We start from the raw sequence: 24,099 nt of genomic DNA on the forward strand, positions 1-24,099 counted from the left end.
GTGCTCTCGCCGTGCCGGACGGGCGCCCGCGTACTGGTTGTAAGCGGGAGACCGGCCGGTGCGGCGAGAGGACGTGCCGGGCGTCGGGCGGCAGACGGGACTTTGCGGACACGCCCTAGGCGAACACGACCGTCCGGCGCCCGTTGAGCAGGATCCGGCGCTCCGCGTGCCACTTCACGGCCCGCGCCAGCGCCTGGCACTCCACGTCCCGGCCGATCGCCACCAGCCCCTCGGGCGAGACGTCGTGCCCCACCCGCTCGACCTCCTGCTCGATGATCGGCCCCTCGTCGAGGTCGGCGGTCACGTAGTGCGCGGTCGCGCCGATCAGCTTCACCCCGCGCGCGTGCGCCTGGTGGTACGGCTTCGCGCCCTTGAAGCTCGGCAGGAAGGAGTGGTGGATGTTGATGATCCGCCCCGACAGCTGCTTGCACAGGTCGTCGGAGAGGACCTGCATGTAGCGGGCGAGGACGACGAGCTCGACCCGCTCCTCGCGGACCAGCTCCAGCAGCCGCGCCTCGGCCTCCGGCTTGTTCTCCTTCGTCACCGGGATGTGGTGGAAGGGAATGTTGTACGAGGCCACCAGCTCGGCGAAGTCGGTGTGGTTGGACACCACCGCGGCGATCTCGACGGGCAGCGCGCCGGTCCGGGCGCGGAACAGCAGGTCGTTCAGGCAGTGCCCGAACTTGCTGACCATCAGGACGATGCGCATCTTCTGGTCGGCCCGGTGGATCTGCCAGTCCATGTGGAAGGAGTCACCGATCGCGGCGAAGCTGGCGCGCAGCTTGTCCACGGTCACCGGCGCCTCCGCCGAGAAGTGGACGCGCATGAAGAACAGTCCCGTGTCGTGGTCGCCGAACTGCTGGCTGTCCTCGATGTTGCAGCCGGTCATGAACAGGTAGCTCGACACGGCGTGGACGATGCCCTGCTTGTCGGGGCAGGAGAGCGTCAGGACGTACTGGTCGGCCGGGGCCTCGGCTCGGGGGGACTGCTCGTTCATGCAGGACAGGGTCTCATGTCCGGCGCCGCCGGACGGAGCGCCGTCCGCTACGCGGACCGGGTGAGGATCTGCAGGACCTCCAGGGTGCGCGGCGGCGCGTCGGGGTCCTCGCCGTCGCTGGTGGCGAGGCGTATGTGCGCGTCGCGGGCCGCGCGGACCGCCTCCGGCCACGCCGGGTGGTCGATGTAGGCCGAGACCGGGGCGTCCGGGCCGACCTGGTGCACGATCCGCAGCACGCGCAGCACGGCGGTGTCGACGAGGGCCGCCTCCTGCGAGTCGCGGAAGATCGTGCCGACGTACTTCTCGGCGGACCAGTGGTCGAGCCAGGTGTCCTCGACCAGCCGGTACACGGCGTCGGTGACGTCGCCGTACCCCTCCACGCCGGCCAGCCAGACGTCCCGCTGGAAGCCGGGGTCGGAGAGCATGTGCAGCGCCGAGCGCACGTTGCTGCGCCACCGCCACCACGGCATGTCGTTTACAGGCATGCCGCCCATGGTGGAGGAGCGACGGCCGCGACGGGAAGAGTTCTCCGGAGCTTGCACAGTCATCGATCGTACGATCCGCCGCGGACCGCCCGTGACGCCCCCCGTAATTCACCTCCGCGTCACCATCCGTTGACCGGTGGTCACTCCGGGGTTGGCTGTGTGGCGGAATCGTGCGGATCCATGACCGGCAGGCGACACACGCGAAGCACCTTCCTCCCCACCCGCACCGACCCCGTCACCAGAGCCCTCCGCGCCGCGGCGGCAGCGGTGGCGTGCGCGTCCCTCGCCGCCGGATGCGGGGTCGTCCCCGGTGCCACGGGGGGCTCCGGGGATGACCCGATCAAGGTCATGACCTGGGCGCCGATGGACACCGGCGCCACCGACAAGCCCGGTATGCCCGCCTTCGCGCAGGCCTACGAGCGCTGGATCAACGCCCACGGCGGCATCGACGGCCGCAAGCTGAAGGTCCTGGTCTGCAACGAGCACAACGACATGGTGGGCGCCGCGAAGTGCGCCCGCCGCGCCGTGCAGGAGGAGGTCGTCGCCGTCGTCGGCTCCTACAGCCAGTACGCCGACTCCTTCTTCCCGCCCCTGGAGGGCGCCGGCATCCCGTACATCGGCGGCTACGGCATCACGACCGCCGAGTTCACCAGCCCGCTGTCCTACCCGGTCAACGGCGGCCAGCCCGCCCTGCTCGCGGGGCTCGGCCGCAAGCTCGCCGCGGCCTGCGGCCCGGTGACGCTGGTGCGGCCCGACTCCATCGCCGGCGACGAGCTGCCCGCGCTGCTCGACTCGGGTCTGAAGGCCGGCCGGCACGCCGCCTCCGGCGACCAGCGGGCCGCGGAGGACGCCACCGAGTACTCGGCCCAGTCGGAGCGGGCGCTTCAGCGGTCCACGGCGCACTCGGGCGAGGAGGGCTGCGTGGTGCCCGCGCTGGGCGACCGCACCGACATCTTCATGGACTCCTTCCGGCGCGTCCGCGACGACTATCCGCGGGTGCGCGCGGCGACCGTCCTCGGCAGCGTCGACCAGACGGTGATCGACGCCTCGGGCGGCCGGTCGGGGCCGTACGAGGGGGCGTACATCACCGGCTGGTACCCCGTCGCGAGCGATCCGCGCTGGGAGGGGATGAAGAAGGTGATCAAGGAGCAGGCCTTCCTCGACAACCGCATCGACCCCGCGGACGCCGGGGTGCAGACGACGTCGATCGCCTACACCGCGTTCACGCAGGTGGTCGAGAGGCTGGGCGACGGCGAGGTGACCGCCGACACCGTGCGGGGCGCCCTCGACAAGGGCGTCACGGTCGACACCGGCGGGCTGACCCCTCTGCTGCGCTGGGAGTTCTCCGGCAAGCTGGCCGCCGTGGGCTTCCCCCGCCTGGTCAACGCCGACGTGACGCTCCAAGTCGTCCGGGACGGCCGGCTGGTCGCCGCCGAGAAGGGCTTCGTCGACGTGACGCGGACCCTGCTCGACGCCGACCTCGGCTGACCGTCCCCGGTCCGCGTCACAGAGCGGGCCCCGGCCCCGCCGTCACAGCTGGGTCGGCTGCCGCTCGCTCAGCCCGTACTGCCGGGCGATCGCGTTCCACAGTCCGGCGGCCGTCTTCTTCTCCGTGCTGGCGGTGCCGCTGGCGCGGTTGCCGGCCGCGGCCTGGTTGGTGGCGCGGGCCTGGCCCTTCTTGCACAGCTTGCCCTTGCTCGCGGCGACCTGGTCGGCCCACGCCGCGTAGTGGTTGTCCGCCGACGCGGACGCCTTCCACGCGTTGGTGAGCGCACCGGTCAGGGCGGCGTGGTCCGGCAGCTTGTCCACCTGGAGCGTGCCGAGCCGGGTGACCAGGCCGGTGCGCTGCTGGGCGGCGGCGCGCAGGTCGGTGGCGGCCTGTCCGAGGTTGCGGCAGCCCTTCACATCGGCCACCGCCTTGATCACGGCGGCCCGGCTGCTGCCGCTGTCCGCCAGCAGCTTGTCCAGCGCGACCGCCTGCTCCTTCGCCGGATCGGCGGACGGCGACGGGGAGGCCTGGGTCGCGGGCGCGGTCGCGGACACGTTCGTGCTCGCGTCGCCCTTGCTGTCGTCGTCGTCCCCGCCGGAGCTGCCGAGGAGCGCGCCCGCGCCGACACCCAGCACGGCGATGCCGACGCCGATCGCGGCGATCAGGGGCAGCCGCGAGCCGGTACGGCCGGCCCGGCGCCGCTCGTCGCCGCCGTCCTCGTCCCGGCCGGGGCGCGACGGGATGAACGCGGGCGGCGCGGCCTGCGGGGCGTACCCGGGGGCGCCGGCGCCCTGGTCGATGCGGGGCAGCTGCTGGGTGGCACCGGCGGGGCCGTCGGCGCCGGGGCCGCTGCGGAAGAGGTTGTCGAACTCCGTCGGCGGCTGCCGGTCGGCCCCGCCGCCGTACGCCGCCGCCGGGTCCGGCTGTCCGGGCACGGGCGCGATGTACTGCGTGGCCTCGGCGTCGGGGCCCCCGGCCGGCGGCAGCGGCCCGGGACCCGGCGGTACGGCCCGCCCGAGCAGCTGCGTCGACTCGGCACCCCGCTCCGGCGGCAGCGCACCGGGGCCGACGGGGCGGATGAGGTGGGTGGCGGGGTCGGTGGGGGCACCGTGCGGCTGCGCGGAGGCCTGCGCCGGCTGGGCGCCCGGGGTCTGCGAGGCCTGGGGGTGGTGCGCCGCGGGGGCGGCCGGACCGCCCTGCGCGGGGGGCATGCCCTGCCCCTGGGGGGCCTGGGGGTGGTGCGCCGCGGGGCCGGCGGGGCCGCCGTGCGCGGGAGGCATGCCCTGGGCCTGGGGAGCCTGGGAATGGTGCGCTGGGCCGGCCGGGCCGCCGTGCGCGGGAGGTATGCCCTGCGCCTGCGGGGCCTGCGGGGCCTGGTGGTGTGCGGGGCCGGCCGGGGTGCCGTACGGGCCGGGCGCGCCCTGGGTGCCGGGCGCGCCGTGGCCGGGCTGGGCCGGGACCGGCGGGAGGTACTGCGTCGCGCCCTCGTCGCCGCCCGGAGCGGCCACGGGCGGCAGGTACTGCGTGGCGCCCTCGTCGGCCGGGGGCAGCGGGGCGCCCGGTACGCCGCCGGCGGCGGGCGCGGGCGGGTAGCCGTAGGCCGGGGTGTGCGGGTCGGGTGCCTGCGGGGCGCTCGGGTAGGCGTAGGCCGCGGTCTGCGGCGCGCCCTGGCTGCCGTACGCCGGGGGCTGTGCGCCCTCCTGGGGCAGCGGCCCGGCGCCCGCCCAGGTCTGCGGCTGGGCAGGCTGCTGCTGCCACTGCTGCGGCGCCTGCTGCTGCGGCTGCTGCTGCGGCTGCTGCTGGCCGGGTCCCCACGCTCCGCCCCACGCCTGGCCGCCCGCGGGGGCGGCGGCGGAGGGGTCGGGGCCGTACGGGCCGGGCTGCGGCCCGCCGGGGTACGGCCCCGGCTGCGGGCCGGGCTGTCCGCCCGCGTGCGGGCCCGGCAGCAGGGGCTCGCCCCCGTCGGAAGGCAGCACTATGCCTTCGCGCGCGGGCTGCGCCGAGGGCTGATCGCCCTGTCCACTCTGCGTCACCGGGACTCCTACGAATGGGGGACCTTCGGAATCGTCGGCTCACGCTACCGGGTCCCCCGAGCCGGGTGCCACGCAGCTCAGGACGTCGCCTCCTTCCCTGTGACCGCCGTTACAGACTCGGTCACGCCGCGGTCTGCAGGTCCAGCCGCGCTCCGAACTCCCGTACCACCGCCTCCTCTCGGTACGGTTCGAGGCGCTGCTGGAAGTCCTCCAGGTACTCGGCGCCCCGGTTGGAGCGCAGGGTTTCGAGGAGTTCCACCGCCTTCAGGCCGGTGTGGCAGGCCTGTTCGATCTCGCGTTGCTGCACCTGCGCGGTGGCGAGGAGGACATAGCCGATGGCCCGGCGGCGCGCCCGCGACTCCGGGTGCCCGGCCAGCGACTGCTCGGCGTACCGGGCCGCCGCCTCGGCCTGGCCGAGGTCGCGGTGGCAGTGCGCCAACTCGTCGGCGAGATAGGCCTCGTCGAAGTGCGCGATCCACACCGGGTCGTCCCCGGACGCCGGGTCGGCGGCCTCCATCGCGCTCAGCGCCCGCCCGGCGGCCGCCTGCGCGGCGCGCGCGTCACCGAGGAGGGCGTGCCCGCGGGCCTCGGCGGCGTGGAACATCGACTCCGCGCGCGGTGTCACCCGCCCGCGCGCCCCTTCCTGCGCCGCGCGCGCCAACTGCGCGATCTCGCGCGGGTTTCCGAGCTGCGCGGCGAGGTGGCTCATGGAGGCGGCGAGGACGTACCCGCCGTAGCCGCGGTCGCCGGCGGCCTGCGCGAGCCGCAGCGCCTGGATGTAGTACCGCTGGGCGAGCCCGGGTTGGCCGGTGTCGACGGCCATGTAGCCGGCCAGCTCGGTCAAGCGGGCGACCGCGGCGAAGAGTTCCCGGCCGACGGCCTCCCGGTACGAGCCGGCCAGCAGCCCGGAGACGACGCTGTTGAGGTAGTGCACGACGACCGGGCGCACATGCCCGCTGCCGTACTGATGGTCCAGGTCGACCAGGGCCCGGGTCATGGCCTTGACGGCGGCCACGTCGGACTGGCCCACGCGCGGCCCCGCCGCCCGCGCCACCTGCGCGTCGGGCGCGGAGATCAGCCAGTCGCGGCTGGGCTCGACCAGCGCGGACGCGGCGACGGACGAGCCGGAGAGGAAGTCGCGGCGCCCCACGTCGCTGCGCCACAGCTCACACACCTGCTCGATGGCCCCCAGTACCGTCGGCGAGAACTGGAGACCGACACCCGACGCGAGGTTCTTGCCGTTGGCCATGCCGATCTCGTCGATCGTGACCGTACGGCCCAGCTTGCGGCCCAGCGCCTCCGCGATGATCGCCGGGGCCCGGCCCCGCGGCTGCTGCCCGCGCAGCCAGCGCGCCACGGACGTCTTGTCGTACCGCAGGTCCAGGCCGTGCTCGGCGCCGCACATGTTGACCCGGCGGGCCAGGCCCGCGTTGGAGCAACCGGCTTCCTGGATGAGCGCCTGCAGCCGTTCGTTCGGCTGCCGCGCGACGAGAGGCCTTGCGGCCATTGGCATAACCCCCTGTGGCTGCGGTGCCTGCCCACGCACCGGGTTGACGAGTCTTCCGCGACCGGACCCCTTCACGTCCCGGCGTGCCGATCCGGTCGTGAAGATCGATGCCCCACCGACATGTCGAAAATGCACGTCATGCGAGGCATGTTGAGGATTGCCGGGGTACCGGCGGCAGCCGGCCCCTCCCGTGGCTACCCGCACACGCCCCTCGTTCCTCCCGCGCGCCCCCACCCGTGCACCCATGCGCCCCGGACGCGGAATCGATGCTCCTCCCCCGCGCGCGGTCGCGGCCGTAACCAGAGGTGGGTGCGGGAGTTGTGTTCCACGTGGAAGAGACGATCCCGGGCACCGAAGCCGCACAGATTCCGAAGCAGCGCGGGGAATCGCTGCTGGAGACCGCCGTTCGCTATGCCGAGGAGCGCCACTGGGACGTGTTCCCCGGCACCTGGCTGGAAGCCGTCGACGGGGTGCAGCACTGCTCCTGCGAGGACGCGGCGTGCGCCGCCCCCGGCGCACACCCGGCGCGCGCCGACTGGGCGACGCAGGCGACGGGCAGTGCGACCGTCGCGCGCCGTATGTGGCAGAAGCAGCCGACGGCGTCGATCCTGCTGCCGACCGGGCGGACCTTCGACGCGATCTCCGTGCCGGAGACGGCCGGGTTCCTCGCGCTGGCGCGCATGGAGCGCATGGAGCTGACGCTCGGGCCGGTGACGCTCACGCCGGACCGCCGGATGTTCTTCTTCGTGCTGCCGGGCGCGGCCGTGAAGATGCCGGAGCTGGTCCGCAAGATCGGCTGGTCGCTCTCCTCCCTGGACCTCGTGGCGCTGGGCGAAGGCGCGTACGTGGCCGCGCCGCCGACGCGGTACGGGTCCCGGGGGGCGGTCCAGTGGGCGCGTCGGCCCACTCCCGCGAACCGGTGGCTGCCGGACGCGGAGGAGCTGATCTCACCGCTCGCGTACGCGTGCGGACGGGATCGGTGACGGCAGCCTGTCGTCTGCCGGGTCCCGTGGCCCTGCGGGGCTAGGTTGGCTCCCATGACGTCGGCCGTAAGTGTGCGTGGGCTCTGGAAGCGGTTCGGGCAGCAGGTTGCCGTGGGCGGGATCGACCTCGAACTGCCCGCGGGGCGGTTCATCGGGCTCGTCGGGCCGAACGGGGCCGGCAAGACCACCACGCTGTCCATGGTGACGGGGCTGCTCCGGCCCGACCAGGGCAGCGTCGAGGTCGTCGGGCACGACGTGTGGCGCGACCCGGTCGCCGTGAAGGCGCGGATCGGGGTGCTGCCGGAGGGGCTACGGCTGTTCGAACGACTGTCCGGGCGTGAACTGCTCGGCTACACAGGGCGGTTGCGCGGGCTGCCCGGCGCCGAGGCCGACAGGCGGGCCGCGCAGCTGCTGGACGTCCTGGACCTGGCCGGGGCGCAGCACAAGCTGGTCGTCGACTACTCGACCGGCATGCGCAAGAAGATCGGCCTCGCCGCGGCCCTGCTGCACAATCCCGAAGTGCTCTTCCTCGACGAGCCGTTCGAGGGCGTCGACCCGGTCTCCGCGCAGACCATCCGGGGCGTCCTGGAGCGGTACACCGCCTCGGGCGCCACGGTCGTCTTCTCCTCCCACGTCATGGAGCTGGTCGAGTCCCTGTGCGACTGGGTGGCCGTCATGGCCGCCGGCCGCATCCGCGCGCACGGCACGCTGGCCGAGGTGCGCGGCGACCAGCCGTCCCTCCAGCAGGCGTTCCTGCACCTGGTCGGGGCGACCGGCCGGGACGCCGGCACCGATCTGGACTGGCTCGGCGGCGGGGCGGACCGGTGAGCGGCACCTCCGGCACCCCGGTCACCGCCGTCGTCGTACGGCTGAAGCTGTCGCTGCTGCGCAACGGGCTGCGGCAGTCCGGCGGGCGGCGCGCCGCGTACGTCGCCTCCGCCGTCGTCGCCCTGGTGTTCGCCGCGCTCCAGCTGATCGGTCTGATCGCGCTGCGCGGCCACGCGCACGCGGACGCGCTGGTGGTGCTGCTGGCGGCGGTGCTGGGGCTGGGCTGGGCGGTGATGCCGCTGTTCTTCCCCGGCGGCGACGAGACGCTGGACCCGACGCGGCTGGTGATGCTGCCGCTGCGGCCCCGTCCGCTGGTGCGGGCGCTGCTCGCGGCCTCGCTGGTGGGGATCGGTCCGCTGTTCACGCTGCTGATGCTGGTGGGGTCGGTGATCGCGGTGGCGCACGGGGCGGCGGCGTACGCCGTCTCGGTCGTCGCCGTGGTGCTGGCGCTGCTGCTGTGCGTGGCGCTCGCGCGGGCCGTCGCCGCCGCCAACATCCGGCTGCTGACCAGCCGCCGGGGGCGGGATCTGGCGGTGCTGAGCGGGCTGGTCATCGCGGTCGGCGCGCAGGTGGTGAACTTCGGCGCGCAGCGCCTCGGTTCGGCCGGGCTCGGGCAGCTCGACCCGGCCGCGGACGTGCTGCGCTGGGTGCCTCCGGCGGCGGCGGTCGGCGCGGTGCACGCGGTGAGCGACGAGGCGTACGGGCAGGCGGCCGCCCAACTGCTGCTGTGCGTGGCCGCGTTGGTGGCGCTGGTCAGAGTGTGGGCGCGGAGTCTGGAGCGGCTGATGACCGCGCCCGACGGTTCGACCCTGCACGCCGCCGTGCCGGACGGGCGGGCGCGGGACGCGTCCCGGGGCGCTTCCCATGGCTGGGAGCGGCTGCTGCCCGCCGGGCGCACCGGCACGGTGATGGGCCGCAGCCTGCGCTACATCTGGCGGGACCCGAAGACCAAGGCGGCCTGGGTGACCTCGCTCGCGATCGGGGTGATCGTGCCGGTGTTCAACGCGGTGCAGGGCACAGGGTCGGTGTACTTCGCCTGTTTCGCCGCAGGGATGCTCGGCATCCAGATGTACAACCAGTTCGGGCAGGACACCTCGGCGTTCTGGATGGTCGCGATGACGATCTCCGGTGCCCGGGACGCGTACGTCGAGCTGCGCGGGCGGGCGCTGGCCCTGCTGGTGGTGACAATGCCGTACGCCGCGCTGGTGACGGTCCTGACGACGGCGCTGCTGGACACCTGGGGGCGGCTGCCGGAGGTGCTGGGCCTGTCGTTCGCGCTGCTCGGGGCGATGCTGGGGACCGGCGCGTGGACGTCGGCGCGCTTTCCCTACTCGATCCCGCAGGAGGGCCACAAGAACGTGGTGCCGGGGCAGGTGGGGCTGGCGTGGATGTCGATCTTCGGCGGGATGGTGGCGGCGGCGCTGCTGTGCGCGCCGGTCATCGTCCTCACCGTCTGGCTGCACGCCGGGCCCGGCGCCGACGCGTACGGCTGGCTGCTGCTGCCGGCGGGCCTGGTGTACGGCGCCGCGCTGACCATGCTGGGCCTGCGCCTCGCGGCCCCGAGAACGGCGGCCCGCCTCCCGGAGATCCTCTCAGCGGTGAGCAAAGGCTGACACCCTGAGCATGCCCGGGTACGGGCATGCGGCCCAGGGGCGCGGGGAACTGCGCGACCGGCCCCACACAAGCCGCACCCGCCGGACGACGAAGAGCACCCCCCTCAAGAGGCGCCCGGCCCGGCCTCACGCAGTGCCCCGTCGAGGAACGGCTCGATCGCCGCCCGCCACCCCTCCGGCTGGTCGTAGTGGACGAGGTGCCCGGCGTCGGCGACCTCCGCGTACTGGCCGCGCGGCAGCACGCGGACCATCTCCTGCGCCTCCGCGCGGCCCAGTTCTCCGTCGAGGCCGCGGACGACGAGGGCGGGGCACCGCACCTGGGCCAGCTCCTCCCAGTGGGCGTCGTACACCCAGGTCTCGCGGGAGCGGAGCATCTGCTCGGGGTCGAAGACGGGGCGCCAGCCGTCGGCCGCCTCCTGCATGACCTCGGCGTAGAAGGCGCCGCGGGAGGGGTTGGGCCGCTCCACCCAGGGGTCGTCCTCGCCGAACCACTTGCGGACGTCGGCGAGGGTGGCGAAGGGCAGGGGCCAGGCCTTGAACCAGTCGGCCCACTCGCGCTGCGAGGCCGCGCCGAGCGCGGAGGCCCGCATGTCGCAGATGACGAGGCCGCCGACGAGGTCGGGGCGCTGGGCGGCGAGCTGCCAGGCGGTGAGGGCGCCCATGGCGTGGCCGATGAGGACGGCGGGGGCGAGGCCGAGCTGTTCGAGGGCGGCCTCGGCGTCGGCGACGTAGGCCTCGCGGGTGAAGGCGGCCTGCGGGGGCTTGGCGCTCTGGCCGTGGCCGCGCTGGTCGAGGGCGACCGCGCGGTGCCGCTCGGAGAGCCAGCGGGCGGTGGACGCCCAGTGGGAGGCGCGGCCCATCAGACCGTGCAGTAAGAGCACGCCCGGTGACCGTCCGGGCCCGCCGCCGGGCTCCTGCGGGGCGCCGCCGGGTGGGCGGGGCCGGGCGTGGCCCTCGGGGCCCGCCTGGGCGGGTACGAGGATCCCCGGCTCGCCCTTGGGAGGGTCGCCGAACTCCCAGGCCGCGAGGCGGACCCCACCCGCCCCGGTCACGTCGATGCGCCGCGTCATGCTCCTGGCACCCCCCAAGCTCCGCGTTGCCGCTTGCCGTCGTACCGCTGTGCCCTGCCGCTGCCCTGCTCTGTCCTGCCGTGCCGTGTGTTCTCGTGGTCGGTGCTCCGCGTTCCGCTTCCGCTTCGCGCGGCTCTACGGGCCGTACCGTGCCGTGCACCATGTGTAGCGCACGTTCCGCGTGGCTCGTCACCCGCACACTATCGAATGCTCGTTCGGAAAACGGTGTCTCCCCGGGCAACACCCCTCGTTCGAGTGACCGCCCTCAAGGATTGATCGCCGCTGCCGAGGGGAGATCTTCAACGGGAGGCGGACCGCTCGGGGAAAAACGGTCCGAGGGGGACGACCCTGGGAGCTCGGGGCTCCGGGTCGCAACAGGGGAGGACAGGGCCCCGGCGTCGCTCAGCGCCGGGGCCCTCCGCTCACCGCTTGGCGACGAAGACGTGGGAGGCGACGTCCGCCTCCAGCTCGGCGGCCTCGCCGCCGCTGCCCACCAGCACCCCGCCGGGCGACTCCGTCACGCTCACCACCGAGCCGGGCTGCACGCCCGCCCGCCGCAGCGTGTACATGAGCTGCGCGTCCGTCTGGATCGGCTCGCCGATACGGCGGACCACGACCGTCTTGCCCTCGGTGCCCGGGTCCAGCTCGGCCAGCGACACCATGCCCTCGTCCAGGAACGGGTCGGCGCCGTCCTTCTCGCCCAGCTCCTCCAGGCCCGGGATCGGGTTGCCGTACGGCGACTCGGTCGGGTGACGCAGCAGCTCCAGCACGCGGCGCTCCACGGCCTCGCTCATCACGTGCTCCCAGCGGCAGGCCTCGGCGTGCACCTGCTCCCACTCCAGGCCGATCACGTCGACGAGCAGACACTCGGCCAGGCGGTGCTTGCGCATCACGCGCGTGGCCAGTCGGCGGCCCTCGTCGGTCAGCTCCAGGTGCCGGTCGGTGGCCACGGACACCAGGCCGTCGCGCTCCATCCGGGCCACCGTCTGGCTGACCGTCGGCCCGCTCTGGTCGAGCCGCTCGGCGATCCGGGCGCGCATGGGGACCACACCTTCCTCCTCCAGCTCGAGGATGGTGCGGAGATACATCTCCGTGGTGTCGATCAGTCCGGACATACGTGCCCCTCGATGAGATCTGCCGAAGGCCCGAGGCGCCTCGGCGCGTGCGCTGGCCCTGCCGTCAATTCTGCCGGATACCACTGACAACCGTGCCGCCGCGCCGAAACCGGGGGCCGTGGCGGCGGCCGTACCGGGACAGGGCGGGGCCGTATTGACACCGCACTGGTCCAGACCGCACCGTGATCCGCGACACGGACCGCACTGTGCGAAGGAGCCCGCGGATGAGCGACCGGCTGGCCGACCAGTTCTTCGACGCCGCGATCGGCCTTCTGCAGCGCGTCCGGGACGAGGAGGGGGCCGCGATCGAGGCGGCCGGGGCGCTCCTCGCCGACACCGTCGCGGCCGGCGGGCGGCTCTTCGCCTTCGGCGCCGGGCACTCCTCCCTCGCCGCCCAGGACGTCGTCTACCGCGCCGGCGGCCTCGCCCTGATGAACCTGCTCGCCGTACCGGGGGTCGTCGGCGTCGACGTGATGCCCGCGACGCTCGGCTCCGCCCTGGAGCGCGTCGACGGTCTCGCGGCCGCCGTCCTGGACAGCTCGCCGCTGCGCGCGGGCGACGCCCTGGTGATCGTCTCCCTCTCCGGCCGCAACGCGCTGCCCGTGGAGATGGCCATGAACGCCCGCGCCCTCGGCGTGCGCGTCATCGGCGTGACGTCGGTGGCGTACGCGACGGAGACGAAGTCGCGGCACTCCTCCGGCACGTTCCTGAAGGACCACTGCGACCTCGTGCTCGACTCGAAGATCGCGGTCGGGGACGCGGAACTCACCCTCGACAGCGTGCCCGCCCCCTTCGCGCCGGCCTCCACCGTCGTCACCGCGGCCCTCCTCCAGGCGGTCGTGGCCACGGCCGCCGGGGCCCTCGCCGACCGCGGCATCGAGCCGCCGCTGCTCCGCTCCGGCAACGTCGACGGCGGCCACGAGTGGAACGGGCGGATCCTGGAGCAGTACCGGGACCGGATCTTCTACCGCAGCTGAACCGGCGTCCCCGAGAAGGCGTTAGACCTTTCGACGGCCGGGCCATAGCGTTCGACGCATGACGGATCAGGTGCGGCGGGCGATTCTCAGCGGTTCGGTGTTCGAGGAGGAGATCGGGTACGCGCGTGCCGTGGTCGACGGCGACCGGGTGCACGTGTCCGGGACGACCGGGTACGACTACGCGACCATGACGATCTCCGACGACGTCGTCGAACAGGCCGGGCAGTGCCTGCGCAACATCGGCGCCGCGCTCGCGGAGGCCGGGTGCACGTTCGAGGACGTCGTGCGGGTGCGGTACCTGCTGCCCGCGCGGGAGGACTTCGAGCCGTGCTGGCCGGTGCTGCGCAAGACGTTCGGGCAGGTCCGCCCGGCCGCGACCATGATGGTGTGCGGGCTGGCGGACCCCCGGATGAGGATCGAGATCGAGGTGGACGCGCGGCGCGGGCCGGTGGGCTCCCGGCTGCGGATCGAGCAGGTGAGCGGTACGGCGATGCTGGAGCAGTGGCGGCACGTGCACAACGTGATCGTGCCGCCGGCGGAGATGTCCCTCGCGGAGGCCGAGGAGCGCCTGGGCCGGTACCGCCTGGAGAACGCCTACCTCGGCGACGTCCTCGTCGGCTGCTCGACCGTACGGCCGCCGGAGGGCGACGGCGGGGCGGCCACCGTCATCGCGCGCGTGCTGCCCGCCTACCGCGGCCGGGGCATCGGCACCGCGCTGTACGAGAACGGTCTCGCGCACGCGCGCGTGCTCGGCGCCGAAGCGATCGAGACGTGCGTGCTGGCGGCCAACGAGGACGGGCTGCGCTTCGCGAAGGCCCGCGGCTTCACCGAGACCGAGCGGTACGTGCTGGACGGGGAGGACGACGAGTGGGTCGACCTGAGCCTCGCCCCGGCACCGGCTCCCGGTCCCCGTTAACCGCCCGTACAGACCGGGTCGACGTCGAGTTTCCGCCGTACAACGATTCTCGCAATCTTGCGGGAACCCTATGTGGGCTGCGTCACGTTCGAGTTGAATGAGGGCAAGTGAGCGAACCGACGCGCCGTAACTGCGGACGCAGCCTGCAGGGGGTTCAGGTGAGTGCTTCCCGGCGTAGTGGGACGACCGACGAGCTGGGGCCGGACGAGCCCGAGCCGCCGGAGCGGGACGGAGCGGATCTGCTCGCCGCGCTCCTGGACGGCATGGACGCGGCCCTGTGCGCCTTCGACGCGGACGGCGTCGTCACGCACTGGAACCGCGAGGCCGAGCGCATCCTCGGCTGGAGCGCCGCCGAGGCCGTGGGCCGGCAGGGGCTGGCCGGCTGGGCCGTGCGCAGCGCCGACGCCGAGGAGGTCGAGGCGCGGCTGATGTCGGCGATGCGGGCGCCGGGCCGCCAGGTGCACGAGTTCGCGCTGCTGACCAAGGACGGCGGCCGGGTGCTGGTGCGTACCCAGTCCGCGGCGGTGCGCGGCCCGGACGGCAAGCCGGCGGGCGTGTACTGCGCGTTCAGCGAGGTGCACGCGCAGATCGACCTGGAGCGGTCCATCGCGCTGAGCGAGTCGCTGTTCGAGGACGCCAGCTGGGGTGTCGTCCTGGTCGACGCGGACCTGCGCCCCGCGGTCGTCAACGCGCACGCGGCCCGGCTGCTGGGCACGGGGCGTACGGCGGTGCTGGGCCGCCCGCTCGGTGAGCTGCTGTCGCAGGGCGTGGAGGAGCTGGAGAGCGCCCTCACGCATGTGCTGGCCGAGGGCGCGCCGCCCGCGCCGGCCGAGGTGTGGGTGGCCGTGCGCACGCCGGAGGGCGAGCGGCGGCGCTGCTGGCGCAGCGGCTTCCTGCGGCTGGCCTCGCCGCTCGCGGAGGAGCCGGTGCCGCTCGGGGTCGGCTGGATGTTCCAGGACATCACCGAGTCCAAGCAGGCCGAGCAGGAGGCGTCGCTGCTGCGGTTCCGCACCAACCAGATGCACCGGGCGGCCCGGGCCGCCGCCGAGTGCGAGGACCCGGCCGAGGCGGCCACCGTCCACCTGGACTTCGCGCTCGCCGGGTTCGCCGACCACGCGGTGATCGACCGGGTCGCGGGCGGCGCGCGATCCGCCGACGCGGACGCCACCGGGCCGGTGCGGCTGGTGCGGGTCGCCGCCACCCCGTCCGGCGCGCCCGGCCCCAGCCTGCAGGACGGCGGGGCGGGGCTGCCGGTGCGGTACGGGGAGGGGCATCCGGCGGTGCAGTGCGTGCAGCGGGCCGGGTCCGTGCGGTCGAGCGCGGGCTCCGGGCCGGCCGAGGAGGCCCGGGAGTGGGCGCTGGCCCGCCAGTGGCCGGCGGACACCCGGCACGCGCTGTGCACGGTGCTGCGCAGCCGGGGGCGCACGCTGGGCGTCGTGACGTTCCTGCGCGGCGGCGGGCGCAACGGCTTCGAGCGGTCCGACACGACGTACGCGGAGGACGTGGCGGCGCGGATCGCGCTGGCGCTGGATCTGGCCGGGGTGGTGAAGGCGGGCGAGGACGGGTGAGAGCCGGTGCGCGTCGCCCCGCCATCGGGGCTCCCATCAGCGCTTTCGCCTTGCTGCCGTCCGCATCGCGAAAAAGCTGTTGAATCCCGGCGAACCGCTTCCTAGGGTGGCGGTACTTCGGAAAGGAGGTGGTTCGGCAGATGTATGCATACCGGACGGAAGAGGTGGCTGCGGGCTAGCGGCCCGTCGCCGTACTCGGTTCGGCGCCGGACCAGCGCGTGAGCGATGCGCGCAGCCGGCCAGTTCCACGCAGTCACCCGACCCGCGAGTCGCCGGTACGTCCGGCCGGCTCCTCCCCAGGTTCTCCTGGAGAGGACCAGACTCGCGGGTCGTTTGCGTTCTGCGGCGGCTTGCGGGCCTTACCGCTGCCCGCTTGCGGGCCCTACTCCTGCCCGCTGATGTCCGCGTAACCCTCGATCTCGCGCGGGCTGCGGACGCCCGGGCCGACGTAACGGGCGGACGGGCGGACCAGGCGGCCGGTGCGCTTCTGCTCCAGGATGTGCGCCGACCAGCCCGCCGTACGGGCGCAGGTGAACATGGACGTGAACATGTGCGCCGGGACCTCCGCGAAGTCGAGGACGATCGCCGCCCAGAACTCGACGTTGGTGGCCAGGACCCGGTCGGGGCGGCGGTTGTGCAGCTCCTCCAGGGCCGCCTTCTCCAGCGCCTCGGCGACCTCGAAGCGGGGGGCGCCCAGCTCGCGGGCGGTGCGGCGCAGGACGCGGGCGCGGGGGTCCTCGGCGCGGTAGACGCGGTGGCCGAAGCCCATGAGGCGCTCGCCGCGGTCGAGGGCGTTCTTGACGTAGGCCTCGGCGTCGCCGGTGCGCTCGATCTCCTCGATCATGCCGAGGACGCGCGAGGGGGCGCCGCCGTGCAGCGGGCCGGACATCGCGCCGACGGCGCCGGAGAGCGCGGCGGCCACGTCGGCGCCGGTGGAGGCGATGACGCGGGCGGTGAACGTGGAGGCGTTCATGCCGTGCTCGGCGGCGGAGGTCCAGTAGGCGTCGACGGCCTTGACGTGCTTGGGGTCGGGCTCGCCCCGCCAGCGGATCATGAAGCGTTCGACGACGGACTGCGCCTTGTCGATCTCGCTCTGCGGGACCATCGGCAGGCCCTGGCCGCGGGCGGACTGGGCGACGTAGGACAGGGCCATGACGGCGGCGCGGGCGAGGTCCTCGCGGGCCTGCTCGGCGTCGATGTCGAGGAGGGGTTTCAGGCCCCAGACCGGCGCGAGCATGGCGAGCGCGGACTGGACGTCGACGCGGATGTCACCGGAGTGGACCGGGATGGGGAACGGTTCGGCGGGCGGCAGGCCGGGGTTGAAGGCGCCGTCGACGAGCAGGCCCCAGACGTTGCCGAAGGAGACGTGGCCGACCAGGTCCTCGATGTCGACGCCGCGGTACCTCAGGGCGCCGCCTTCCTTGTCGGGTTCGGCGATTTCCGTCTCGAACGCGACGACTCCCTCGAGTCCGGGTACGAAGTCGGACATCAGGCGGCTCCTCGTGATGTGTGCGACGGATCGTGGTGCGGGTGGGGTGCGGCCGGTGCGGCCGGGGTCGGTGCGGGTGGCTGATGTCCGCGCCGGTGCGTGGGCCGGTGTGGCCCTGTGATGCCCCGTCCGGCGGGCGGTCACCCCACGGTCACCCCGCGGGGTGGCATCAGCACCATATCCCCGAGTGCCAGCCTTGGGGAGGTTTCACGGCACTCAGTGCCAACCTCTGGGGTGCGGCGGCGGCATACGGCAAGATGACCGCGTGACCGACCGAGACGCCGTCCCCCTCGATCCGACCGACTCCCTCGCTCCCGACCCCGCGTCGATGCGCAAGCAGTACCGGGCGGAGGGCCTCGCCGAGTCCGAGCTGGCACCCACCCCGGTGGAGCAGTTCCGGCGCTGGTTCAAGGACGCCGCGACGGAGGCCCACCTGTTCGAGCCGAACGCCATGATCGTCTCCACGGCGGACGCCGAGGGCCGGCCCAGCTCCCGCACGGTGCTGCTGAAGCAGTTCGACGAGCAGGGCTTCGTCTTCTACACCAACTACGACTCCGGCAAGGCCCGTGACCTGGCGGTCAACCCGTACGTCTCGCTGCTGTTCCCCTGGCACGCGATGGCCCGGCAGGTGATCGTGCAGGGCGTGGCGCGGCGGACCGGGCGGGACGAGACGGCCGCCTACTTCCGCACCCGGCCACACGGCTCGCAGCTCGGCGCGTGGGCGAGCCCCCAGTCGTCGGTGATCCCCTCCCGCGCCGAGCTGGACGCCTCGTACGCGGAGCTGGCGGCACGCTACCCGGAGGGCGAGCAGGTGCCGGTACCGCCGCACTGGGGCGGTTTCCGGGTGGCCCCGCAGCGGGTGGAGTTCTGGCAGGGCCGCGAGAACCGCCTGCACGACCGGCTGCGCTACGTGGCGGAACAGGACGGGAGCTGGAGGGTGGAGCGGCTGAGTCCGTGACGGACGGACCGCTGGGGGCTCCCGGCGGTCAGGACGGGTCCTGTCCCAGCGCCGCGTCCAGCAGATCCGCCCACTGGGTCACCACGCGGTCGCGGCGGGTGCGGTCGTCGGTGAGGAGGTTGGCGAGGCCGAGGCCGCGGGCCATGTCGAGGAGGCCCTGGACGGTCTCGCGGACGCCGGGGCGGGTCTCGTCGGCGGCGAGCAGGTCGACGGCTATGCGGTGCGTCTCGCGGCCGACACGGGCCTCCAGCTCGGTGACGCGGGGGCCGAGCTGTTCCTCGTTGGAGGCGGCCACCCACAGGTGGAGGGCGGCCCGGAAGAGGGGGCCGGTGTAGAGGTCGACGAGGGCCGCGACGACGGCCCGGCGGTCGGCGCCCTGGGCGCCCTCGGGGAACAGGGCGCGCAGGGCCTGGGAGCGCTCCTCGGCGACGTACTCGACGGCCGCGGTGAACAGGTCCTCGCGGGTGGGGAAGTGGTGCTGGGCCGCGCCGCGGGAGACGCCCGCGCGTTCGGCGACGACGGCGACCGTGGAGCCCGCCCAGCCGCGTTCGGCGAGGCAGGCCACGGCGGCCTCCAGCAGCCGCTGCCGGGTGGCGCGGCTGCGGTCCTGCTTGGGGAGGCGGTCGACGGTCGTCATGTCCATACCGATCTCACTGCTGGTGGCGCTGGTGGTGGCGCTGCGGGTGTCACAGGGCCCATACCGGGTCCCGTCGTTCGAGGAAGGCCGTCATCCCCTCGCGGGCCTGCGGGGTGGCGAACAGCCGGGCCGAGAGCGCGGTCAGGTCGGCCGCGTCCCGGTCGAACGCTTCCAGCACCCTAGCCGTGAGCAGTGCCTTCGTCTCGGCCAGGCCCTGGGGCGCGGACCGGCGCAGGCCGTCCAGGACCGGGGCCAGTGCCTCGTCGACGTCGTCCCCGTACGTGGTCAGCAGGCCGGTGCGGGCCGCTTCGGGGGCGGTGAAACGCTCTCCGGTGAGGTAGTAGCGGGCCAGCGCGCGCGGGTCAGCGCGCGGCAGGACCGTCAGGGAGATCACCGCGGGGGCGACGCCTATGCGGACCTCGGTGAAGGCGAAGGTGGCGTCGCGGGAGGCGGCGGTGATGTCGCAGGCGGCGAGCAGTCCGAGGCCGCCGGCCCGGACGTGCCCGGTGACCCGGGCGACGACGGGTTTGCGCAGCTCGACGATCTGCCGCAGCAGGGCGACGAGGGCGTCCGGCGCGGGCGGGTCGCGCAGGTCGGCGCCCGCGCAGAAGGTGGTGCCGGTGTGGGTGAGGACGACGGCGCGGACGTCGCCGTCCTTGCCGCAGTCGGTGAGGGCGTCGGCGAGTTCGCCGACGAGGGCCGCGGACAGGGCGTTGCGGGTGGCCGGGGAGTCGAGGGCGAGGGTCTCGACGCCCCGGTCGCGGCTGCGGGCGACGAGGGTCATGCGGTGCGCTCCCTGAGCTGCCGGCGCAGGATCTTGCCGGAGGCGGCGCGCGGGACGCCGTCGATGAAGGTGACCCTGCGGATGCGTTTGTACGGGGCGACGCGTTCGGCGACGTACATCATGACCTCCCCTTCGGAGAGGCCGGGCGCGGTGGGCTGGCGGACGACGAAGGCGTGCGGGATCTCGGTGCCCTCGTCGTCGAGGGCGCCGATGACGGCGGCGTCGGCGATGCCGGGGTGGGTGAGCAGCAGCGCCTCCAGTTCGGCGGGGGCGACCTGGAAGCCCTTGTACTTGATGAGTTCCTTGACGCGGTCGACGACGAACAGCCAGCCGTCGTCGTCGACGTGGCCGACGTCGCCGGTGTGCAGCCAGCCGTCGGGGTCGATCATGGCGGCGGTGGCGTCGGGCCGGCCCAGGTAGCCCTTCATCACCTGCGGGCCGCGGATGAGGATCTCGCCGGACTCGCCGGGGCCGAGGTCCTTGCCGGGGTCGTCGAGGGAGACGATGCGCATCTCGGTGCCGGCGATGAGCTTGCCGACGGTGCCGGGCGGCGCCTGGTGCATGGCGTCCAGGGGGACGACGTGGGTGCCGGGGGACAGTTCGGTCATGCCGTAGGCCTGGCCGACGGGCGGCAGGCCCAGGCGGCGGGAGCAGGCGGCGGCGAGCTGGGCGTCCAGCGGGGCGGCGGCGCTGACGACGTACTTCAGCGACGACAGGTCGTACCGCTCGACCAGCGGGTGCTTGGCGAGGGCGAGCACGATCGGCGGCGCCACGTACAGCCCGGTGATGCGGTGGGTCTGGATGGCGGCGAGGAACGTCTCCAGGTCGAAGCGGGGCAGGACGACGACGGTGGCGCCCTGCCGCAGCGGCGCGTTCATCAGCGCGGTCAGGCCGTAGATGTGGAAGAACGGCAGCACGGCGAGGATGCGGTCGCCGGGTCCCGCGCTGATCGCCGGTGCGAGCTGGGCGAGGTTGGTGGCGATCTGCCGGTGGGTGAGCATCACCCCCTTGGGGATGCCGGTCGTGCCCGACGAGTACGGCAGCGCGGCGACGTCCTCGGCGGGGTCGATGGTGAGGTCCGGCTCGGGGGCGGTGGTGGCCAGCAGGTCGATGAGGGAGCGGTGGCCGGGCGCGCTGTCGCAGACGAAGATCTCCTGGATGCCGCCCGCGAGTTCGGCGGCCCGGCGCGCGGCCTGCAGCAGCGGCGAGACGGTGACGATCCAGCGGGCGGCCGAGTCCTCCAGCTGCTTGGCGAACTCCTCCGGCGTGGCGAGCGGATGCACGGTGGTGACGGAGGCACCCGCGCGCGTGGCGCCGTAGAAGGCGGTCGGGAAGGCGATCGTGTTCGGGCTGTGCAGGGCGAGGACATCGCCCTTGCGGACGCCGGCCTCGGCGAACGCGGCGGCGATGCGGCGGTGGAACCGGTCCACCTGCTCGTAGCTGAGGGTGGTGCCGTCGGTGCCGTCGATCAGGGCGGGCGTGTCCCCGAAAGCGGCGGCGCCGCCCAGGGCCGCCTCGTGGATGGGGAGTTCTACGGGCGGGACGTCTGCGTACTCGCTGCGGAACACGGTTCCTCCTCACGCACGCCGTCGTGCGTCGTCAGTACGACTTGGGCAGACCGAGGGTCTGGTGGGAGACGTAGTTGAGAATCATCTCCCGGCTCACCGGGGCTATACGAGCCACGCGCGCCGCCGTTATCAACCGGGCCAGCCCGAACTCGCGCGTGAGGCCGTTCCCGCCGAGGGTGTGCACCGCCTGGTCGACCGCCTTCACACAGGCCTCCCCCGCCGCGTACTTCGCCATGTTGGCGGCCTCGCCCGCGCCGACGTCGTCTCCCGCGTCGTACAGATGGGCCGCCTTCTGCATCATCAGGCGGGCCAGTTCGAGGTCGATGTGGGCCTGCGCGAGGGGGTGGGCGATCGCCTGGTGGGCGCCGATGGGGGTGTCCCACACCGTGCGTTCGCGCGCGTACTCGATCGCGCGGGTCAGTGCGTGGCGGCCCATGCCGATGGCGAAGGCGGCGGTCATGATGCGTTCGGGGTTGAGTCCGGCGAACAGTTGCAGCAGGCCCGCGTCCTCGTCGCCGACGAGCGCCTCCGCGGGCAGCCGTACGTCGTCCAGGACCAGCTCGAACTGCTTCTCCTCGGCGCTCAGTTCCATGTCGATCGGGCGGCGCGAGAAGCCCTCCGCGTCGCGCGGGACGATGAACAGGCACGGCTTGAGGCGGCCGGTGCGGGCGTCCTCGGTGCGGCCGACGATGAGCGTCGCGTCGGCGATGTCCACGCCGGAGACGAACACCTTGCGGCCGGTGAGCAGCCAGTCGGCTCCGTCCTTGCGGGCCGTGGTGGTGATGCGGTGGCTGTTGGAGCCGGCGTCGGGCTCGGTGATGCCGAAGGCCATGAGGCGGCTGCCGTCGGCGAGGGCGGGCAGCCACTCCCGCTTCTGCTCCTCCGTGCCGAAGCGGGCGATCACGGTGCCGCAGATCGCCGGGGAGACGATCATCATGAGCAGGGGGTTGCCGGCGGCGCCCAGTTCTTCGAGGACGAGGGAGAGTTCGGTGATGCCGCCACCGCCGCCGCCGTGCGTTTCCGGGAGGTTGACGCCGATGTAGCCGAGCTTGGCGGCGGCTTGCCACAGCTCCTTGTTGCCGAGGTGGTGGTGGCTCCTGGCGAAGGCCGCGACAGCCTTGCGGAGGGCCTGGTGCTCTTCCGGTTCCGTGTGCGTGGTCATCGGTCTCCTTCGGGCTGTCCGTCGTCGGTGGTCGCTCGCGCAGTTCCCCGCGCCCCTTCCAGGTCGGTCTGCTCGACCACCGCCAGGAGGGCGCCGACCGTCACCTGCTGTCCCGGCGTCACCGGGAGTTCCGTCAGCACCCCGGCCGCCGGTGCCGAGATGACGTGCTGCATCTTCATCGCTTCGAGCCACACGATCGGTTCGCCGGCCTCGACACTCGATCCGGTGATGAGACCGTCGGCGATCCGGACGACCGTGCCCGGCATCGGCGCGAGCAGCGAGCCGGGGGCGTGCTGGGCGGTGGGGTCGGGGAAGCGGGGCAGGGCGGTGAGGCGGTCGGCGTTGACGTGGACGTCGGCGGCGTCCGCGCCGTAACGCGCGACCTCGTAGCGGCGGCGCACGCCGTCGACGTCCAGGACGACCAGGTGTGGCCCGGCGTGCACGACCCGCACACCGGCCCCCTCCGGCTCGTAGCCGTCCCGGGTGTGCCGGTAGCGGACCTCGTGCTCCTCCCCCGCCATCCGGTACCGCTTGACCTGCGGCCCGGAGGGCACGTTGCGCCAGCCGCCGAAGCGGGAGCGGCCGTGCGCGTCGGCGAGGGCGGCGGCCAGCGGGGCGTACGGGTCGGGGGCAGGTGCCGTCAGGGCGGCGAGGTGGCGGTCGTAGAAGCCGGTGTCCATGCGGGCGGCGGTGAACTCCTCGTGCCGCAGGGAGCGCACGAGGAGGTCGCGGTTGGTGACCGGGCCGTGCACGGCGGCGCGTTCCAGCGCGCCCGCCAGCTTGCGCAGCGCCTCGGCGCGCGTGGGGGCGTGCGCGACGACCTTGGCGAGCATCGGGTCGTAGTGCACGCCGATCGTGTCCCCGTCGGTGTACCCGGTGTCCAGGCGCACCCCGTCGGGCACGGCGAGGCGGTGCAGGGTGCCGGTCTGCGGGGCCCAGTCGCGGGCCGGGTCCTCCGCGTACAGGCGGGCCTCGATCGCGTGGCCCCGCGCGCGGGGCGGCTCACCGGCGAGCGGGTGGCCCTCGGCGATCCGGATCTGCTCGGCGACCAGGTCGAGGCCGAAGACCTCCTCGGTGACGGGGTGTTCGACCTGGAGGCGGGTGTTCATCTCCAGGAAGTGGGCGCGTCCGTCGGCGACGAGGAACTCGACGGTGCCGGCGCCGACGTAGGAGACGGCGCGGGCGGCGCGCACGGCCAGCGCGTGCAGCTCGCGTTCGAGGCCGGTGCCGAGGCCGGGCGCGGGCGCCTCCTCGATCACCTTCTGGTGGCGGCGCTGCAGCGAGCAGTCGCGGGTGCCGAGCGCCCACACCGTGCCGTGCGCGTCGGCGAGGATCTGCACCTCGACATGGCGGCCGTGCTCGACGTACGGCTCGACGAACACCTCGCCGTCGCCGAAGGCGCTCGCGGCCTCGGCGCGCGCGCCCTCCAGCGCGGCGTCCAGGTCCTCCAGGCGGCGCACGATCCGCATGCCGCGCCCCCCGCCGCCCGCGGCGGCCTTCACCAGGACGGGCAGGTCGGCCTCGGTGACGTCCTTCAGGGCCTCGATGCCCATGAGTTCCTTGGCGCGGGTCTTGGACGCCATCGCCTCGATCGCCGACGGGGGCGGGCCGATCCACACCAGTCCCGCGTCCGTCACGGCACGCGCGAAGGCGGCGTTCTCGGAGAGGAAGCCGTAGCCGGGGTGGACGGCGTCCGCGCCGGCGGCGAGTGCCGCCTTCACGATGAGGTCGCCGCGCAGATACGTCTCCGCGGGGGCCGCGCCGGGCAGCCGTACCGCTTCGTCGGCCACGCGCGCGTGGAGCGCGTTCCCGTCCGCGTCGGAGTGCACGGCGACCGTGCGGATGCCCAGCTCGCGGCAGGTGCGGAAGATCCGGCAGGCGATCTCGCCCCGGTTGGCGACGAGCACAGAAGTGATCACT

General features: G+C 73.8%; 20 protein-coding genes. 8 read left to right on the forward strand and 12 right to left on the reverse strand.

The window, feature by feature from the left end:
* Window positions 1–115: 115 nt before the first annotated feature.
* Entirely contained in the window at window positions 116–997 is an 882-nt protein-coding gene (purU, locus tag IE308_RS28045; RefSeq protein WP_110628803.1) for a formyltetrahydrofolate deformylase, read from the reverse strand.
* Between the two features lie 47 nt (window positions 998–1,044).
* On the reverse strand, window positions 1,045–1,545 hold the full coding sequence (locus tag IE308_RS28050) for an SCO4402 family protein (RefSeq protein WP_190220054.1): 501 nt from the start codon (window positions 1,543–1,545) through the stop codon (window positions 1,045–1,047).
* A gap of 117 nt (window positions 1,546–1,662) precedes the next feature.
* On the opposite strand from IE308_RS28050, the gene IE308_RS28055 reads away from it, so the two are divergent.
* Window positions 1,663–2,970, forward strand: coding sequence for an ABC transporter substrate-binding protein (locus IE308_RS28055; RefSeq protein ID WP_190220055.1), 1,308 nt, complete (start codon window positions 1,663–1,665; stop codon window positions 2,968–2,970).
* A gap of 42 nt (window positions 2,971–3,012) precedes the next feature.
* On the opposite strand, the gene IE308_RS28060 is transcribed toward IE308_RS28055, so the two are convergent.
* Together IE308_RS28060 and IE308_RS28065 are read right to left on the reverse strand one after the other, a co-directional pair.
* On the reverse strand, window positions 3,013–5,004 hold the full coding sequence (locus tag IE308_RS28060) for a hypothetical protein (RefSeq protein WP_190220056.1): 1,992 nt from the start codon (window positions 5,002–5,004) through the stop codon (window positions 3,013–3,015).
* Between the two features lie 121 nt (window positions 5,005–5,125).
* Window positions 5,126–6,511, reverse strand: a complete 1,386-nt coding sequence (locus IE308_RS28065) for an NsdA family TPR-like regulatory protein (RefSeq protein WP_110628807.1) — start codon at window positions 6,509–6,511, stop codon at window positions 5,126–5,128.
* A gap of 320 nt (window positions 6,512–6,831) precedes the next feature.
* Here IE308_RS28065 and IE308_RS28070 point away from each other — a divergent pair, with 320 nt between their 5' ends.
* The 3 genes from IE308_RS28070 to IE308_RS28080 are packed head-to-tail and all read left to right on the forward strand — an operon-like array spanning window position 6,832 to window position 9,935.
* Entirely contained in the window at window positions 6,832–7,494 is a 663-nt protein-coding gene (locus IE308_RS28070) for a bifunctional DNA primase/polymerase (protein WP_110628808.1), read from the forward strand.
* Window positions 7,495–7,548: 54 nt separating this feature from the next.
* The gene (locus IE308_RS28075) at window positions 7,549–8,322 is read left to right on the forward strand and encodes an ABC transporter ATP-binding protein (protein WP_190220057.1); all 774 of its coding nucleotides are present in this window, start codon (window positions 7,549–7,551) and stop codon (window positions 8,320–8,322) included.
* On the forward strand, window positions 8,319–9,935 hold the full coding sequence (locus tag IE308_RS28080; protein ID WP_190220058.1) for a transporter: 1,617 nt from the start codon (window positions 8,319–8,321) through the stop codon (window positions 9,933–9,935). The genes IE308_RS28075 and IE308_RS28080 overlap by 4 nt, the downstream gene beginning before the upstream one ends.
* Window positions 9,936–10,039: 104 nt before the next feature.
* Here IE308_RS28080 and IE308_RS28085 read toward each other — a convergent pair whose 3' ends face one another.
* Complete coding sequence (locus IE308_RS28085; protein WP_190220059.1) at window positions 10,040–11,005, reverse strand: alpha/beta fold hydrolase; 966 nt, start codon at window positions 11,003–11,005, stop codon at window positions 10,040–10,042.
* 422 nt (window positions 11,006–11,427) lie between these two features.
* Complete coding sequence (locus IE308_RS28090; protein ID WP_110628812.1) at window positions 11,428–12,120, reverse strand: iron-dependent transcriptional repressor DtxR; 693 nt, start codon at window positions 12,118–12,120, stop codon at window positions 11,428–11,430.
* A gap of 224 nt (window positions 12,121–12,344) precedes the next feature.
* On the opposite strand from IE308_RS28090, the gene IE308_RS28095 reads away from it, so the two are divergent.
* The 3 genes from IE308_RS28095 to IE308_RS28105 all read left to right on the forward strand — a co-directional run bounded on the left by IE308_RS28095 (window position 12,345) and on the right by IE308_RS28105 (window position 15,581).
* Window positions 12,345–13,097: an SIS domain-containing protein gene (locus tag IE308_RS28095; RefSeq protein WP_110628813.1), complete on the forward strand. Its 753-nt coding sequence runs from the start codon at window positions 12,345–12,347 to the stop codon at window positions 13,095–13,097.
* Window positions 13,098–13,155: 58 nt separating this feature from the next.
* A complete protein-coding gene (locus IE308_RS28100) occupies window positions 13,156–14,013 on the forward strand; it encodes a GNAT family N-acetyltransferase (protein ID WP_190220060.1) in 858 nt (285 codons plus the stop codon).
* Between the two features lie 158 nt (window positions 14,014–14,171).
* Complete coding sequence (locus IE308_RS28105) at window positions 14,172–15,581, forward strand: PAS domain-containing protein (protein ID WP_229909186.1); 1,410 nt, start codon at window positions 14,172–14,174, stop codon at window positions 15,579–15,581.
* A 382-nt stretch (window positions 15,582–15,963) separates the two neighbouring features.
* Here IE308_RS28105 and IE308_RS28110 read toward each other — a convergent pair whose 3' ends face one another.
* Window positions 15,964–17,070 carry a citrate synthase 2 gene (locus IE308_RS28110; protein ID WP_190220062.1) on the reverse strand — a complete coding sequence of 369 codons (1,107 nt, stop codon included), beginning with the start codon at window positions 17,068–17,070 and terminating at the stop codon, window positions 15,964–15,966.
* Window positions 17,071–17,335: 265 nt separating this feature from the next.
* Between IE308_RS28110 and pdxH the strand changes: the two genes are divergently transcribed.
* Entirely contained in the window at window positions 17,336–18,028 is a 693-nt protein-coding gene (pdxH, locus tag IE308_RS28115; RefSeq protein ID WP_373314608.1) for a pyridoxamine 5'-phosphate oxidase, read from the forward strand.
* Between the two features lie 28 nt (window positions 18,029–18,056).
* Here the strand turns inward: pdxH and IE308_RS28120 are convergent, their stop codons facing one another.
* The 5 genes from IE308_RS28120 to IE308_RS28140 are packed head-to-tail and all read right to left on the reverse strand — an operon-like array spanning window position 18,057 to window position 24,098.
* The gene (locus IE308_RS28120) at window positions 18,057–18,671 is read right to left on the reverse strand and encodes a TetR/AcrR family transcriptional regulator (protein ID WP_373314609.1); all 615 of its coding nucleotides are present in this window, start codon (window positions 18,669–18,671) and stop codon (window positions 18,057–18,059) included.
* 43 nt (window positions 18,672–18,714) lie between these two features.
* Window positions 18,715–19,449: an enoyl-CoA hydratase family protein gene (locus IE308_RS28125; RefSeq protein WP_190220063.1), complete on the reverse strand. Its 735-nt coding sequence runs from the start codon at window positions 19,447–19,449 to the stop codon at window positions 18,715–18,717.
* Window positions 19,446–21,017, reverse strand: coding sequence for a 4-coumarate--CoA ligase family protein (locus tag IE308_RS28130; protein ID WP_190220064.1), 1,572 nt, complete (start codon window positions 21,015–21,017; stop codon window positions 19,446–19,448). Before IE308_RS28130 ends, IE308_RS28125 begins: the two co-directional genes overlap by 4 nt.
* A gap of 31 nt (window positions 21,018–21,048) precedes the next feature.
* Window positions 21,049–22,179, reverse strand: coding sequence for an acyl-CoA dehydrogenase family protein (locus IE308_RS28135; RefSeq protein WP_110628819.1), 1,131 nt, complete (start codon window positions 22,177–22,179; stop codon window positions 21,049–21,051).
* Window positions 22,176–24,098, reverse strand: coding sequence for an ATP-binding protein (locus IE308_RS28140; protein ID WP_190220065.1), 1,923 nt, complete (start codon window positions 24,096–24,098; stop codon window positions 22,176–22,178). The genes IE308_RS28135 and IE308_RS28140 overlap by 4 nt, the downstream gene beginning before the upstream one ends.
* Between the last annotated feature and the right edge of the window lies 1 nt (window position 24,099).

It is taken from the genome of Streptomyces griseosporeus, from assembly GCF_014656055.1.
GTDB classification, from domain to species: domain Bacteria; phylum Actinomycetota; class Actinomycetes; order Streptomycetales; family Streptomycetaceae; genus Streptomyces; species Streptomyces griseosporeus.

Bases quoted from the DNA above. Each gene is read 5' to 3' on its own strand.
- purU (WP_110628803.1), bottom strand. From the start codon at position 997: ATGAACGAGCAGTCCCCCCGAGCCGAGGCCCCGGCCGACCAGTACGTC.
- IE308_RS28050 (WP_190220054.1), bottom strand. From the start codon at position 1,545: ATGACTGTGCAAGCTCCGGAGAACTCTTCCCGTCGCGGCCGTCGCTCC.
- IE308_RS28055 (WP_190220055.1), top strand. From the start codon at position 1,663: ATGACCGGCAGGCGACACACGCGAAGCACCTTCCTCCCCACCCGCACC.
- IE308_RS28065 (WP_110628807.1), bottom strand. From the start codon at position 6,511: ATGGCCGCAAGGCCTCTCGTCGCGCGGCAGCCGAACGAACGGCTGCAG.
- IE308_RS28075 (WP_190220057.1), top strand. From the start codon at position 7,549: ATGACGTCGGCCGTAAGTGTGCGTGGGCTCTGGAAGCGGTTCGGGCAG.
- IE308_RS28085 (WP_190220059.1), bottom strand. From the start codon at position 11,005: ATGACGCGGCGCATCGACGTGACCGGGGCGGGTGGGGTCCGCCTCGCG.
- IE308_RS28090 (WP_110628812.1), bottom strand. From the start codon at position 12,120: ATGTCCGGACTGATCGACACCACGGAGATGTATCTCCGCACCATCCTC.
- IE308_RS28095 (WP_110628813.1), top strand. From the start codon at position 12,345: ATGAGCGACCGGCTGGCCGACCAGTTCTTCGACGCCGCGATCGGCCTT.
- IE308_RS28100 (WP_190220060.1), top strand. From the start codon at position 13,156: ATGACGGATCAGGTGCGGCGGGCGATTCTCAGCGGTTCGGTGTTCGAG.
- IE308_RS28110 (WP_190220062.1), bottom strand. From the start codon at position 17,070: ATGTCCGACTTCGTACCCGGACTCGAGGGAGTCGTCGCGTTCGAGACG.
- IE308_RS28120 (WP_373314609.1), bottom strand. From the start codon at position 18,671: ATGGACATGACGACCGTCGACCGCCTCCCCAAGCAGGACCGCAGCCGC.
- IE308_RS28125 (WP_190220063.1), bottom strand. From the start codon at position 19,449: ATGACCCTCGTCGCCCGCAGCCGCGACCGGGGCGTCGAGACCCTCGCC.
- IE308_RS28135 (WP_110628819.1), bottom strand. From the start codon at position 22,179: ATGACCACGCACACGGAACCGGAAGAGCACCAGGCCCTCCGCAAGGCT.